The following is a 15834-nucleotide window of genomic DNA, read 5'->3' on the forward strand; positions in this document are numbered from 1 at the left end:
TCCTACTCCTCATCCCCTGTTTCAGCGTAGATACCATCAAAGTCATCCGCACTTACTGCATCAATTGGCTTGTCATACACTAATTTACCATCACGCAACCCAACAATCCGTGTTGCATATGCCATCGCTAACTCCACACTATGTAAATTGACAACAACCGTCATGCCCATATCATTCAAATGCTGCAAGTCATCCATCACCATCTTAGTGGTCTTGGGATCCAATGACGCGATTGGCTCGTCAGCTAACACAACATTAGGTGACTGCATCATCGAGCGGGCGATTGCCACACGTTGTTGTTGCCCACCTGATAATTCATCAGCTCGTGTGTAATATTTATCCAACATGTTCACACGTTCCAAATTAGCAGCCGCTTTCTCTTTATCTTCCTTAGAAAATAAGCCAAACGTACTTCTAAACGTCGAGTAATAGCCCACTCGACCAGCTAAAACATTGCGAGCAACCGTTGCTCTTTTTACCAGATTAAAATTTTGGAATATCATGGCAATATTACGACGTTGTTGGCGTAATTCTTTTCCCTTAGACTTGGTAATATCAACATCATCAAGTAAAATTTCACCTTCACTAACATCGTGTAGTCGATTAATTGTCCTCAGCAATGTACTTTTACCAGCCCCAGATAAACCAACTATGACAACAAATTCACCTGATTTTATATCCAAATTGATATGATCTAATCCAACTGTTCCATTAGGATAAATCTTTGATACATCATTAATTTTGATGGTGCCTACACCACTACTCATACCTTTGCCATCCAATCTTATATAGCCTCACAACAATATATTTTAAAATATGTATAAAACAAGGCTCGCCATAGCATCATTGTATGACAAGCCTCACTTTCAGAAATGCTGTTGTATACGATTACTTAATATCTTCAACCTTGTTTTGGTACTTACGAACCGTATCAAAGTTTGAGTCTTTTGATTTTGTAACACCTGCCCAGCTATAGACATCTTTCATGACCTTCTTACCCTTATCAGTCTTTGAAACTTTAATCATAGCCTTCTGGATAGTCTTTGAGTCAGCCTTTGAAACACCTTTACGTAAAGTAATTGTGTCATTTGGAATCTTGGTTGTGTACTTTAACACACGGGTATCTTTAAAGACATCTGGATTATCTTCCTTAACTAAGTTACGCGCATCATCGAAAACAAATGCGGCATCAGTATCACCATTAACAACTGAAATCACACCTTGATCATGCCCTTTAACAGTTACCAAATCCGAATTTTTGACAACATTCATGCCCTTCTTCTTCAAATCAACAACTGGGAAGATGTAGCCAGCATCAGAAGTGGGGTTTTGGACGGCAATCTTCTTGCCCTTCAAGTCCTTAACATTCTTAATACCCGAGTCCTTCTTCACAACGACTAATGCACGATAATAATCAACGAGCTTATCTGTATCAGAACCATCATTTTTCTTATCGTTAATACCGTAACGTTGTGATTGCAAAATCACCTTAGCACCGTATTGCTTGTGGGCCTGTACATATGGATCTGGTGGTAAGAATCCCATATCGACCTTGCCTGAACCCATTGCTTCAACAACTGTATTGTAATCAGTTGAAATTGTTACGTGAACTGGAATACCTAATTCCTTCTTCAACAACTTCTCCAATGGCTTTGCTTTGGCTTGAATTGTATCTGCTTGGGATGAAGGTACGAATTGTACATTCAATTCTTTCAAATCAACTTTCTTTGATGCCGCATCGACTGATAGTGCTGGAACAGCTGATACGACCGTCGTTGCTAACATAGCAACTGTGGCTCCTGCAACAAGTCTCTTAAACATGCCCTATGTACTCCTTAAATGTTTGTCTTGTATACCTGTGCATACGATTTCTTAAAGGTCACTTAAATAATAACAACGAACGATAAATACGTCAATAGTTTTAATCGTTCACTTAATTTTAAAAATAAAGAATTAAATTTCATTTCATTTATTTAATGTTCGATTTTTGTGCAATTTACATAAAAAAAGCAGTAAACGAATATTTCGTTTACTGCTTTGAGTGATTTTAAATTTAATAGCCAACACCGGCATCACCGTAATAATCGGCGCCGCCACCAGTGGTATCAGTACCATCGTATGTGCCATCTGTTGTTGTTCCATAGGTACTATCTGATGATGTTGTACCATACGTACTATCAGTATCAGTTGACGTTGACGAGGATGTATTATCTGATGGTAGTCCATTAGCTGACAGTAATGATTCAGGAACATTACCACCATATAGTGTTCCTGTTTTTTTATGCTTCAATCCCAATGATGAACGCAAAGTATTGGTAACACGCTGTTTCTCACTTTGGGTAATTAACTCTGAAGAACCCGAAGTTAATGCAACTGAAGTTCCTTGTGCATTATCAGTCTTAATCGTTTTCGCCGCACTCAAATACTTTGAGGCAACGGTTAACATATCACCAAAGGTCAAATCTGTCTTTGTAGAATCAGAAATTGTACTCAAGAACTTTTGGTTCACTAGCTTTGTCGGGTTACTTTTGGCCTTATCCACAATAGATTGTAATACCAAACGCTGACGTGCTTGGCGACCGTAGTCACCTTGTGGATCATCATATCTCATACGAGAGAATGCTAGTGCGGCGGCACCATCCATTTTCGAGTATGTCTTCGTAGAACCATTCTTATTTAGTGTATAAGTAGATGAATTCTTTTTAAAGTTATAGATAATCTCACCATCATTATGAGCAGTATATGGATTATAACCGAATGTTAGTGGTGACTTCACTTTCACACCACCTAATTGGTCAATAACCTTCTCTAACCCATTCATATTAACTAACGCATAGTAATCAATAGGGACATTTAACCATTTTTGAATTGTTTTGATAGTTGTTTTGGCTGAACCATACTCATAAGCTGAATTCAGCTTTTGTGGGAATTGATTTTCATATCCAATTGGGGCAATAACTGAATCACGAGGCAATGACATAATCGTTACCTTTTCCTTTTTCGGATTAACAGTAACTAACATCAATGAGTCAGTACGACCTTTATAATTTCGATCTAATTCCCCTGTATCAGTACCTAGCAATAGGATTGAAAATGGCTTTCCTTTTTTAATAACCTTAGATACATTACGTGTTTTAGTTAACCCGGTTCCTTCAAAGGAGCTATCAATCGCATTTTTAGTATTACTATAAGCAATACCAAACATCACTCCAGCTGCTAAAACAAGTAACGCTATCACAAATAGGATGGCATTACGAATAGGGTGTTTTTTACGCGGACGCGGACCATGGTTACCACCCCCTGGCGTTAAGCCTTTAAGGTTTCTTGGGCCACCCTCGCGTTTTTTACGCTTATTCTGTTTAGTCTCAGCTTCACGACGAGCCGATCGAGTTTGTGGCTCATTATCCATGAGCATCTCCTCTCTTAACTTCAATAATTGATTAATGCCATATTATCTTGCTCAAAAATTAATCTTTTTGATTTTATAAAAGATTTCTTTGAAAAAGCTTATAGCAACTCATATATCTTACCATAATTTAAAATCTAATATGTACAATCTATAATCAAAATTAAGTAGTTTGTGATAATTTATACGACTAGACCGCGACTGGTGCTTTAATACTAGCATGTGGGTCGTAGTCATTAATTTTAATGTCCGCCATCGTATATTCTGCAATGTCCTTAACTTCTGGATTCAGCGTAATCGTTGGTAAAGGCCGCATCTCACGTTGTAATTGCTCCGTCACTTGTTCAATATGATTTGAATAAATATGTGTATCACCAAAAGTATGCACAAACTCACCGGGTTCCAACCCCGTCTGAGCTGCAACCATGTGTAATAGCAGTGAATATGAAGCAATGTTAAATGGTACTCCTAAGAAAACATCCGCTGACCGTTGATATAATTGTAAGCTTAACTTACCATCTGCAACATAAAACTGGAATAAAGTATGGCAGGGTGGCAGTGCTTGGGTGGGAACATCCTCTGGGTTCCAAGCTGTGACAATCAAACGTCGGGAATTAGGATTTATTTTGATTTGTTCGATTACATCTTTAATTTGATCAATAAAACCGCCTTGGACACGGCGCCAGTGTCGCCATTGTGCACCATAAACATCCCCCAACTCACCATACTTTTGTGCAAATTCATCATCATTTAAAATACGGTCAACAAATACAGCATGTTGTTTATCATACTGTGCTTTAAACGTCTCATCTACTAATGAGCGACGACCGAAGTCAGTCATATCGGGACCATCGTAATCTGCTGATTCGACCCAATTTTTAAACGCCCACTCGTCCCAAATATGATTCTTATGTTCCAATAAAAATTTGATATTTGTATCACCACGTAAAAACCATAATAGCTCACTTTTAATTAACCCAAAGGGCACACGTTTTGTCGTTAGCAACGGGAAACCTTCACTCATATCAAAACGTACCTGACGACCGAAAACGGAACGTGTACCTGTTCCTGTTCGATCCCCTTTTACAGCACCATTATCTAATATATCCTGTGCTAAATCTAAATAGCCTTGTTCATTCTTACTCATATTAGTCTCCGTGACCTTTCTGCTATAGATAAGCGGCAAAATCAATTTTTTGTAGGTCGGCCTTTGTCGCAACGACTTGTTCAATTGCAACGTTTTTATCCTGTAATAAATTCGCGACAAAATCATCATTATGATAGTTTCGCAAATAATTAATTTTTGTAATCCCTGCTTGTAAGAGTAGTTTTGTGCAATGTACACATGGAAAATCTGTTACAAAAACCTGTGCACCATCAGCGCTAATACCCATCTTAGCAAGTTGCATTAATGCGTTTTGTTCAGCATGGACTGCACGAATACAATGTCCGTCCACTACTAAATCGCCAACCTCTGTACAATGTGGTGTCCCTGAAACTGAGCCATTATATCCACTAGCAATAATACGGCCATCTTTAACAACTACAGCTCCCACATGAAGGCGGGTGCAAGTACTACGGGCTGCTAGCATAATTGCTTGTAACATAAAATATTTTTCCCAAGTTATTCGTTTGTCTTGCATTTTAAAGACCCCTCTTAGTCTGTCTTAGTTGTTCCTAATATTATCAAGGATAGAACTTAAAGAAAAGTCTTGAATTTTTTCAAATAATTAAAAACACTCTGCACTTTGGTATATACAATTTTTGTACCAAAATTACCAGAATAAGTCTATCAAATTTAAAAAATCATTGTTGCAAATAGCTAACACCGACATAATTGATTTAAAACTTTATTTATGGTAAAATTAAATTAAACTTACTTTGTCCAATTTTAGGCAAAAAACACGCAGCGATTTCATTTGTCGCTGGCTATGGGGGTGCCCCATGAGAGGAGTTCTTATGCCTGCAGCATTAGCAGAAATTAAGCAACAATTAGATGCACATATCGGTGAACCAGTGACTTTAACAACCCATGAAAGTCGTCACCGCACCATTGAACACCAAGCAATCGTTCGTGATACCTTCCGTTCAGTCTTTGTTCTTGATTTAGAACAAGATGGTCACGAATTTGATCGCGCTTCATTTAGTTATACCGATGTTTTAACTGAAAACATTGAAATCGATTTTGCATAATATAAAAAAACGTTAGTCACAATGAGCTTATCATTATGGCTAACGTTTTTTATTTATTCTGTTAACGTACTATCTTCTTTAACTAGACGTACCACTTCAAATGCATTAATATATGCTGCTTCATAATCAAGTGGTGTCAGCTCGAAGTTTTCCAGTTGTAATGTTTCTCCAGCTCTTATTTCAGGGAATTGTTCAATAACAAATCCTGTCAACGTGACCATATCTGATTTATCAAACGCGCGAATATCTGTTTTAAAGTAGCGTTCAAAATCATAAACTGTCATTTTTCCAGATATTTTATAATGCATCTGTTGTTTATCATCCGAACCTAGTTTTTCAACTAAATCATCCACGACCCAGTCTACTTCATCACGAACGGAACCAAACAATTCTTCGTAGATATCTTTATCGGTCACAATACCAGATGTTCCACCATATTCATCCTTTACAACAATCATAGGGGTTCGTTTTGAAATCATTAACTGCAAAACCTCTTGAATTGGCATGTTTTCAGGTACATTAGGCATATTACGAATAATCTTACGAACCGGCGTCTGCCGATCCACTTCTGTCTGACGCATAATATCGTAGTTAAACACGTAACCCAAAATTTTATCCTTATCACCATCCGCTACTACCGGAAAGCGTGAATGTTTCGTCTCAAAATAAGCATGTAAAGCATCATTAACACTATCTCTGACGTCCACAACAAATAACTGCGTTCGGTCAATCATAATATCATTGACAACTTTATCATTCATTTCAAAGGCACGTTCCATAAAGACATAGTCTTCATTTTGTAGCTGTCCGAGCCTAGCCGCATTACGTGATAAGCTCAAAATCTCCGCTTCTGAATAGACTTCATTTTCTTCGGATGCTGTTCGCAACCCCATTAGATGCGTAACACCCGTTGCTGATTTATTCAACAACCAAACAAATGGATAGAAAATGACGTGGAAAAAACGTAAAGGTCCCGAGACAAACAAAGCAACCTTAACTGGGAATTCAATGGATACGTTCTTTGGCACTAACTCAGTCAGAACCACTTCAATATAGGTCAACAAAACCAACGCCACAATCGAAGCAATGGCGGCCGCACTAGGACCCGTCATTTCCTTTAAAACACCACCAGCCAGTAATAAGTGGGCAATTGTTTCTTCACCCATCCAACCTAATACTAAACCGGTAACCGTAATACCGACCTGTGTTGTTGATAGATACTCATTTAAATTATCAACCATGTGAATCGTCGTCGAAATTTTACGTGATGGTCGGTCACGTTTTTCTTGTAACTCCACCAATGCACTGCGACGAACCTTTACTAAAGCAAACTCTGCCGAAACACACAACGCTGCAAACATTAACACTAAAATGATCACTATGATTGATAGGATTAATCTTCCTTCACTCAAATTAATTTCCTACTTTCGAATATAGTTTATTTATAACGCACATTATAGCAAAAAAACACCCGATAATTATCGAGCGTTTTATGAATTAGTCAACTAATCATATACTGCCTTTTCATTGACCTCTTCGTCCTCTTCGATATGCTCAACCGGCAAATCAACTACTTCAAATTCTTCAATGTAAGCATCTTTAAAATCAAGTGCGGTAATTTCAAAATTTGCAATGCGGATAGCTTGTCCAACTTGGAAGTTTGGATATTCATCCAATACATATCCTGTCAAAGTAACCTTTTCTGAGTTTTCGAAAGATTTAATTTCTGTTTTAAAGAAACGCTCAAAATCGTATAGCGTCATTTTACCAGATATTTTATAGTGCATGTTACCATCATCATCTGATCCTAGTTTTTCAACTAGATCATCGGCAACATCATCCACTTCATCACGAACTGAGCCAAATAATTCTTCATAAATGTCCTTATCAGTAACGATACCTGAAGTTCCACCAAATTCATCTTTAACAACAACGATTGGCGCACGATGTTCAATCATTTCTTGCAACACATCTGTAATTGGTTGCGTTTCAGAAACGACTGGCAAGTTACGCAAAACCGTTCGGATAGAAACATCAGGACTAATCCGTCCCTGACGAACCAAGTCATAAGAGAAGACATAACCAAGAATCTTATCCTTGTCATTATCTGCAACGACCGGCATTCTTGAAAATTTTTCTTCCAAATACAAGTTCAAGGCATCTGAAATAGAATCCGTCACATTAACAACTGTTAATTGTGTTCGGTCAATCATAATATCAATGGCTTCTTTATCATTCATCGCAAAGGCACGCTTCATGAAAGTCAAATCTTCTTCATCAAGCTCACCAGCGTCAGCAGCATCCCTTGATAGAGATAAAATTTCAGCCTCTGAATAAATATCTTCATCAGGATGAGTACTGAACCCCAACATTTTTGTAAAGAATGCGGCAGCACGATCAAATAACCAAATTAATGGATATAAAATGACGTGGAAAAACATCACTGGACGGACGATTGCCAATAGCATCTTGACAGGTTGATCAATGGCAATGTTCTTAGGAACCAAATCCGTAAACACCGCATGGATAAACGTAAAAATCAAAATAGCTGCTATTGATGCCACACTGTGGGCAATCGCAGCTGGCAATATCTCGGCATTAATAATCAGGGTGGCAATAAAATCTTCACCTAACCAACCTAAAATCAATGATGTCAATGTAATACCGACTTGCGCTGTTGATAGATACTCTGATAGATGATCCAACATGTTCAACGCGTGAGATATTTTAGGTGAAGGCTTCTCACGTGCCTCTTGCATCGCACGCAAAGAACTTGGACGCACTTTCACTAACGAATACTCCGTTAAAGTGAACAAAACCGCTAACAGCAAAATAATTAAAATAATCACCAAGTTAGTGATAATAGACGGACCGGAATCCATGATATACCTTCTTTCAAAATTAGTACTAGTTATGATTATACCAAAAACAACTACTTACTGTACACACCTGTTTTTACTAAAGCATTATGTAAATCGATAAATTTTTCTAATGATAATTTTTCTGCTCGAATTCGTGGATCCAAGTCAACATCAGTTAGCGCCTCCGTTAACCTTGCCTTCATCTCATCATCCTTACCAAAAGCAGTAATCAAATTATTCCATAGTGTCTTACGACGCATCGTGAAACCTACCTTAAATAATTTAAATAGTTGTTTCTCATTATGTGGTAAGACTTCTAATGGCTCACGTGGTGTCAAAGAAACGATCGCTGAGTCCACATTTGGATTAGGAATAAAGGCTGTCCGTGAAACTGTGAATGCTAATGTCGCATCAACACGGTACTGCACTGCCAAAGTTAGGGCGCCATAGTCTTTTGTGCCAACTTCGGCTGACAAACGACTAGCAACTTCTTTTTGCATCATAACCACAATATTTGCAAATTGTACATTTGATTGTAACACCTGCATCAAAATTGGTGTTGTAATATAGTACGGTAAATTCGCAACTAATTTCAAGGGTGCATCAGGATCACTAAAATGCTCTTGAATGGCCGTCTCCAAATCAACTGACAAAATGTCCTGGTTGATCACAGTCACATTATCATAAGGCGCCATGGTATGTTCCAAAACTGGCATTAAACGATCATCAATTTCAAATGCCACGACTTGTTTGGCCGACCGCGCTAATTGTTCCGTTAACGCGCCAATACCTGGACCAATTTCAATCACATTGTCAGTTAGTTGGACATCCCCAGCTGTGACAATATTCTTTAATATCTTAATATCCGTCAAAAAATTTTGACCCAAAGATTTTCTTGTATTAATGCCAAAACTATTCATAATGGCTTGCGTACGCATCGGCGTCGCAATATCTGGTACATCTGTCATTATTTTTCCTCATCTAATTCTTGCAGAACCTCTAACAAGGCTTGTTTTTTGATGCCAAACATTGTCAATCGATTCATTAATTGTTTACCGTTAACGTATCCTAATCCCATCACTTCAGCCACATGTTCACGCCTTTTAGCCGCATCATGACCAGCAATCAAACCTAAGCGTCGTAAATCTGCTAACGTAATATCAGACTTTGCAGTAACCGTTTCAGCAGTATAAACCGATTGTAGCGCATCACGTAAAACTGATGGCGTCGCATACTCAATGCCAAGACTATGATGTTTGATTTGGCGTCCCGCTTCATCTTTGGTCAAAAAAGCATGTTTTGCATCAGGAACAAATTCACTAATTAATTTCCGCAACCGTTCACCATTAAAATCGGGATCAGTAAATATGATCACACCTCTAGTGACTGCTGCCTGCTTAATAGCTGCTATGGTTTGCTCACCCAATGCAGATCCATTAGTTTCAATCGTATCAGCACTCACTGCATGCCGTAGTGCTTCGGTATCGGCACGTCCTTCGACAATAATAACTTCCTTAATCTTCATTAATCTGTTGATCTAAATGCCATAGTCGTCGTGCATTTTCTGTCGTAATTTCGGCAATTTCATTGTATGTTTTGCCTAACAACTCTGCGATGTGTGCAATTATGTAATGGACATACATTGGCTCATTAGGCTTACCACGCATAGGAGTTGGTGCCAAATAAGGTGCATCTGTCTCAACTAACAATCTATCCAAAGGAATTGATTTTACAGTCTCTTGAACATCCTTAGCATTTTTAAATGTTGCAATACCTGAGAATGAAATATACATACCTAGATCAAGAAACTGTTTTGCTTCCGCTGGCGTACCCGTAAATGAATGCATGACACCACCAAATTCTTCAACGTGCGCTTCCTTTAATAGATCATACGTATCGTTCATTGCGCTGCGTGTGTGAACTGTGACAGGTAATTTGAATTCATGGGCTAACGCTAATTGTTGACGGAAAGCCTGCTTTTGATTAGCTGCTGATGGATTATCATCCCAATAGTAATCTAATCCGGTTTCACCGACACCAATAACATTATCATCTTGTAGTTGTTGACGGTAAACGGCTAATCTTGCATCATTAATTTCTGAAATATCTTCAGGTTGCCAACCAATAATGGCATGCATATCTTGAAATTCACGTGCTAATTGAATAGCACGTTCATTTGATTCTGCATCATACCCCACAATATTCATTTCAACGATTCGAAACTCACGTGCACGTGCCTCATAAGCAGGTACATCATGCCAGAATGTATCGTCATTCAAATGCGTATGCGTATCATAGCCATCTGATGGTCGATTACCGGAATTATAAATTGCCATTTTTGCTCCTCTATTATCATTACTTTATTTTTTATTATTTATTTGATTTGAGTCTTTATTATTTTAGCAAATGTCTTTTAAAAATACCAAAAAGCTCATTCATACCAGTATATTAAGCATAACACGGCAGTTAATCTCACAACATAATAATTTATGTTTTTATAGAGAGCGAGACAAAAGTCGCTTTGAAGCCGGTGTGTAACGTTATTTGCGTCATTTTTGGCCGGACAAGAATGTCGTAAATCGCGTTACATTGAGGATTCAGACTTTTGGAACGCGTTTATGCTATAAAATTTATAGACTTATAATCAATGCATTTTTAGCAAAAAAGTTGGAATATTTATTTTGTCCCAACCATCTATTCTTCAATATTATTTGCTAATGTAATTGCCTCTGCATTAACAACTTCATCGTACAAAGTTTTTAACAAGTTTTGATTACTTTCTCCTTTAGAGCGCTGATCTTGAATATACTTTAATTCAGCTTGGAATGCATCCAACAAAACACGTTGCTGCTCTACTGAATTTGACTTTTGATTTTGGAGCATCGCTTGTTGCTGCGTATAAGCATTTCGTAAGGCAATCATCTGACGTGGATTGTCTGCTTCTTTTGGTAGATGATGGATATAGTCTGTCATTGCTGTATTCATGATGGTAATAACTTCATCCACAGATTCACTATGGCTGTAAGTGCGCAATCTACGGCTATTAATAGACTTATGTTTAAACAATCGCTTAATGATCCCTTGCCAAATTTTAAAACGTTGCTTACCAATTTTACCAAATCCATTTTGTAGTGACTGCATACGGTTATATAAAGCTAATGCTTGATCAGAAACTTCTCCCTGATTGATTGCGGTTGCCATCGCATTATCTGCAACTTCAAATAATGTACGATAAGCTCGCTTACGTTCAGTTTTATCTATCTGCAAGTCTCCATACCCAAGCTGGTCTTGTAGCTGCTTCATAACGTGATGTTTTGTATTTTCAGAAAATTCAGTATCACTCACGTAAGCAATCGCTGCATTGACCATGTTTGTATGAGCTTCGAAATATGCCGATTCATCAAATGTAGGTGCTGATCGTTTCAATAATTTCGGTAGTAAAATTACTGGTACTAATAAACTCAAAATAATAACTGTCGATGCAATCAGTAGTAAGTCATTCCTTTCAGTAAAAGCAACATCATGACTTAATGTAATAGGCAACGAAAATGCCATAGACATGGTAACTGCACCATGGACACCACCAATAGCAAATACAAAACTATCTAACTTTGTATTTATTTTATTATGGCGACGATCATTGTATCGACGTGCAAGGTATCTAAAGGCTGTCATCACAGCATACAGCGCTAAGCCCATACCAATAAGGGCCAGCCACGTTCTTACTGGTTGTAAAATATACTCTTTTGCAACTTTAACCAAAGACGTCCCTAGTAATACGAAAACTAACCCATTTAAAAGCTGCGCAATAATATCCGTTAATTGTAGGGTCAAATGATTCAACCTTGGTGCCATAAATTGGGTTTGTTGCTGTTCAACATTCGACATCACACCCATCACAACAACGGCAATAATTCCTGAGACGCCAAAAATATGCTCTGCAACCCCAAAAACGACAATTGGCGCAATAAAATATATCAACACGTGAGCAACTGTGTCATCATACTCTGCTTTCAATAAATGTTGGCGTAGATATATAAAGATAAAACCAGCTACACCACCAGCAATAACACCGCCTAGTGCAACAATTAAGAACTCACCAAAGCCATGCAGGAAAGAAAATTCCCCCGTATTCATCCAAAGAACTGCTAGTTCTAAGATTACCAATCCAGTGGCATCATTAAATAACGACTCTAAGCTCAGTGACCTTTTAATTTCCTTTGGCATATCCAATCCACTTGTCACTGACTCAAGCGCCGTAGCATCAGTTGGTGTTACAATCGCTGCCAAGGCTAGTGAAAACGGTAATGCCCAACCGATGGCTACGTGACCAAATACCATTAATACAACGACTGTTAAGACTGCCAAAACACCCGCTAGTCCAATAATCGAACGAAAATGCTTTGAAATCAAGTTAGCTTGCGTCCGTTGGCCTTCATAAAACAATAACGGTGCAATAACTAACATCATAAACCATTCTGGATCTAACGTGATTGCGAATCGATTAGCTACCGGTAAACTTGCTAATAAAATACCACCAACAATTTGCCATAAAGCTTGTGGTATTTTTGGAAAAGCCTGTGTCAAAAAGTTAGCCAAAATAATCGTGATACAAACGTACGCTAAGGCATAAAATGTTGCCATAAAAATCTCCTATTTCTTGGATTCCGTACACATTTTAATAAAAAAAGATTGAGAAAAATTCTCAATCCTTTTGCTCATTAAATATGATTAAATAATTATCCTAATTCTGCACCAGCGACAACTTCATCTGGCAAGATTGATAAGGTTACCTTACCATCCTTTTCTGCTGAAAGCAGCATACCTTCAGATAATTCACCCATCAACTTACGTGGCTTCAAGTTAGCGACATAAGCAACTTTCTTACCAACTAATTCGCCGTATTCTGGATAGAATTTTTTAATTCCTGACAAAATTGTACGTCCATCAGCTGAACCATCATCTAACTTAAACCGTAATAGCTTATTAGACTTTTCAACTGCAGAAACTTCTTTAATCTCAGCAACACGTAACTCAACCTTTTCAAAGTCATCAAAGACGATTTCATCCTTAGTTGTGATCTTCTTTGGGGCTTTAGGGTTAGTAGTTGAACGAGTTTGCTTACCACCATTTCCTGTCATGTTATCACGAATGTAAGCAACTTCTGCATCAACATCAACACGAGGGAAAATAGGTTGTCCCTTAGCAACTACCTTACCACCTGTAGGCAAGTCTTCAAATTGTAAGTCAGCAATTTGAACATTAGAATCTGACAAACCTAATTGTTCAAAAATCTTATGTGGTGCCTGTGTCAAAATTGGTTGTAATAGAGTAGCAACGACACGAAGCGCAGCAGCTAAGTGTGCCATAACGGAAGCCAAGACATCTGCTTTACTATCATCTTTGGCTAACGTCCATGGTGTTGTTTCATCAATATACTTATTAGCACGTGAAATTAACTGCCAAATTGATGCCAAAGCATCTGCTGTGTGCATTGATTGCATATTAGCATTATACGTTGCAATTGTATCCTGAGCTGTTTGCACTAGCTCGCGGTCAAAATCAGTTAATCCTGTCTTTAATTCAGGAATCACACCACCTTCGTACTTGTTAATCATAGCGACAGTACGATTCAACAAATTACCCAAATCATTAGCTAAATCGTAATTTAGCTTTGAAACAAAGTCTTCTGGGGTAAAAATACCATCATTTCCAAATGGCATGGCACGAAGCAAGTAATAACGCACTGCATCAATACCATAGCGATTTGCCAATGTATCAGGATAAACCACATTTCCCTTAGACTTTGACATCTTACCGTCACGCATCGTTAACCAGCCGTGACCAACAATTGTTTCTGGTAATTCTAATCCCAATGCATGTAGCATAATTGGCCAGTAAATCGTATGGAAACGAACGATTTCTTTACCAACTAAATGCACGTTAGCTGGCCAATATTTATCAAACATCGTTGTGTCTTCTGACATGTAACCTAACTTAGTAATGTAGTTAGACAATGCATCAATCCACACATAAATAACGTGGTCTGGATCTGAAGCTACAGGAACACCCCAATTAAATGCCGTACGTGTAACAGCTAAATCTTCCAAGCCAGGTTCAATAAAGTTTTTAATCATCTCGTTCATACGAGAAGCTGGTTGAATAAAGTTAGGATGCGTCTTGTAGTAGTTCAGCAACCAGTCAGCATACTTGCTCATATTAAAGAAGTATGATTCTTCTTGTACTAGTTCAACTTCATGACCAGAAGGGGCTTTTCCACCAATGACAACACCGTCATCATCACGATATACTTCAGCTAACTGTGATTCTGTAAAGTACTCTTCATCATCAACTGAATACCAACCTTCATATTGACCCTTGTAAATATCACCTTGATCTAAGAACTTTTGGAAAATCTTTTGAACAGCTTTTTCATGATAATCATCAGTTGTTCGGATAAAGCCATCATTACTGATTTCTAGATCCGCCCACAACTGTTTGATGTCAGCAGCCATTTGATCGACATATTCCTTTGGTGAAACATTTAGCTTTTCTGCTTTTTGTTCGATCTTTAGACCATGTTCATCAGTACCTGTTAGGAAATATACATCTTCGTTTAACAAGCGGTGATAACGCGCTGCGGCATCCGCAAGCACTGTCGTGTAGGTATTACCAATATGCAATTTACCAGATGGATAGTAGATTGGTGTCGTAATATAAAAAGTATTTTTCTCTTCTGCCATGTTCCGTTTTACCTCCCATCCTACAAATGAGTAAGATGTTAATTTAGTATCTATATTGTTTGTCTGAGAACAATTATAGCAAAGATTGAAACTTCTCGCAGAAAAATCGGAATTGAAATCGTAATAGATCTCAATTCTATTCATAATGACGAATTAAATGCATAAAGCGGCTACAAAGTAATTCACTTCTAATAAAGGATATGCATAAGTGTATCAAATAGTATCGTCGAATTTTATTTATAAACAAAAAAGTAGCTCACATTTTACTGTGAGCTACTTCCAATTGCATCGCGATGTCCTATCCTCGCAGGAGGCGATCCTCCAACTACTTTTGGCGCTACTGAGCTTAACTACTGTGTTCGGTATGGGAACAGGTGTGACCTCAGTGCCATCATCACGACACGTTTTTATTGAGTGAACTTAGTTCCCTCAAAACTGAATCATAATTACTTATTTTTCTTGCCTTACACCACTTGCTACTTGGTTAAGTCCTCGAACCATTAGTACTAGTCCGCTCCATGTGTCACCACATGTCCACTTCTAGCCTATCTACCTCATCATCTCTGAGGGGTCTTACTTCATTTCTGAATGGGAAATCTCATCTCGAGGCGAGTTTCACACTTAGATGCTT

General features: G+C 38.0%; 13 protein-coding genes and 2 rRNA genes. 1 reads left to right on the forward strand and 14 read right to left on the reverse strand.

The genetic code is table 11. The annotated features are described in order from the left end of the window. Positions 1-2: 2 nt before the first annotated feature. The 5 genes from phnC to FFM62_RS05060 all read right to left on the reverse strand — a co-directional run bounded on the left by phnC (position 3) and on the right by FFM62_RS05060 (position 5049). Positions 3-767 carry a phosphonate ABC transporter ATP-binding protein gene (phnC, locus tag FFM62_RS05040; protein ID WP_115471145.1) on the reverse strand — a complete coding sequence of 255 codons (765 nt, stop codon included), beginning with the start codon at positions 765-767 and terminating at the stop codon, positions 3-5. Positions 768-888: 121 nt separating this feature from the next. Further along, positions 889-1821 carry a phosphate/phosphite/phosphonate ABC transporter substrate-binding protein gene (locus FFM62_RS05045; RefSeq protein ID WP_115471133.1) on the reverse strand — a complete coding sequence of 311 codons (933 nt, stop codon included), beginning with the start codon at positions 1819-1821 and terminating at the stop codon, positions 889-891. 232 nt (positions 1822-2053) lie between these two features. After that, on the reverse strand, positions 2054-3409 hold the full coding sequence (locus FFM62_RS05050; RefSeq protein ID WP_115471134.1) for an LCP family protein: 1356 nt from the start codon (positions 3407-3409) through the stop codon (positions 2054-2056). Between the two features lie 187 nt (positions 3410-3596). Continuing rightward, positions 3597-4553 (reverse strand): thymidylate synthase, encoded by a 957-nt coding sequence (locus tag FFM62_RS05055; protein WP_115471135.1) that lies wholly within the window; start codon positions 4551-4553, stop codon positions 3597-3599. Positions 4554-4575: 22 nt separating this feature from the next. Continuing rightward, positions 4576-5049, reverse strand: a complete 474-nt coding sequence (locus FFM62_RS05060; protein WP_115471136.1) for a deoxycytidylate deaminase — start codon at positions 5047-5049, stop codon at positions 4576-4578. A gap of 316 nt (positions 5050-5365) precedes the next feature. On the opposite strand from FFM62_RS05060, the gene FFM62_RS05065 reads away from it, so the two are divergent. After that, positions 5366-5599: a Veg family protein gene (locus FFM62_RS05065; protein ID WP_075268754.1), complete on the forward strand. Its 234-nt coding sequence runs from the start codon at positions 5366-5368 to the stop codon at positions 5597-5599. 53 nt (positions 5600-5652) lie between these two features. On the opposite strand, the gene FFM62_RS05070 is transcribed toward FFM62_RS05065, so the two are convergent. The 9 genes from FFM62_RS05070 to FFM62_RS05110 all read right to left on the reverse strand — a co-directional run. After that, positions 5653-7011 carry a hemolysin family protein gene (locus FFM62_RS05070; RefSeq protein ID WP_115471137.1) on the reverse strand — a complete coding sequence of 453 codons (1359 nt, stop codon included), beginning with the start codon at positions 7009-7011 and terminating at the stop codon, positions 5653-5655. A gap of 93 nt (positions 7012-7104) precedes the next feature. Further along, positions 7105-8481: a hemolysin family protein gene (locus FFM62_RS05075; RefSeq protein WP_115471138.1), complete on the reverse strand. Its 1377-nt coding sequence runs from the start codon at positions 8479-8481 to the stop codon at positions 7105-7107. Positions 8482-8531: 50 nt separating this feature from the next. Beyond that, the gene (gene rsmA / locus FFM62_RS05080; protein WP_115471139.1) at positions 8532-9428 is read right to left on the reverse strand and encodes a 16S rRNA (adenine(1518)-N(6)/adenine(1519)-N(6))-dimethyltransferase RsmA; all 897 of its coding nucleotides are present in this window, start codon (positions 9426-9428) and stop codon (positions 8532-8534) included. Then, positions 9428-9985, reverse strand: coding sequence for a ribonuclease M5 (rnmV, locus tag FFM62_RS05085; RefSeq protein WP_115471140.1), 558 nt, complete (start codon positions 9983-9985; stop codon positions 9428-9430). The genes rsmA and rnmV overlap by 1 nt, the downstream gene beginning before the upstream one ends. Further along, positions 9975-10796, reverse strand: coding sequence for a TatD family hydrolase (locus FFM62_RS05090; protein WP_115471141.1), 822 nt, complete (start codon positions 10794-10796; stop codon positions 9975-9977). Before FFM62_RS05090 ends, rnmV begins: the two co-directional genes overlap by 11 nt. Positions 10797-11154: 358 nt before the next feature. After that, positions 11155-13104 carry a cation:proton antiporter gene (locus FFM62_RS05095; protein WP_115471142.1) on the reverse strand — a complete coding sequence of 650 codons (1950 nt, stop codon included), beginning with the start codon at positions 13102-13104 and terminating at the stop codon, positions 11155-11157. 95 nt (positions 13105-13199) lie between these two features. After that, positions 13200-15203, reverse strand: coding sequence for a methionine--tRNA ligase (gene metG, locus FFM62_RS05100; RefSeq protein ID WP_115471143.1), 2004 nt, complete (start codon positions 15201-15203; stop codon positions 13200-13202). 285 nt (positions 15204-15488) lie between these two features. Further along, positions 15489-15605, reverse strand: a 5S ribosomal RNA gene (gene rrf / locus FFM62_RS05105). A gap of 78 nt (positions 15606-15683) precedes the next feature. Further along, positions 15684-15834 (reverse strand): 23S ribosomal RNA (locus tag FFM62_RS05110); the annotation flags it as partial.

The sequence above is a fragment of the Weissella thailandensis genome (assembly GCF_005405465.1).
In the GTDB taxonomy this organism is placed as follows: domain Bacteria; phylum Bacillota; class Bacilli; order Lactobacillales; family Lactobacillaceae; genus Weissella; species Weissella thailandensis.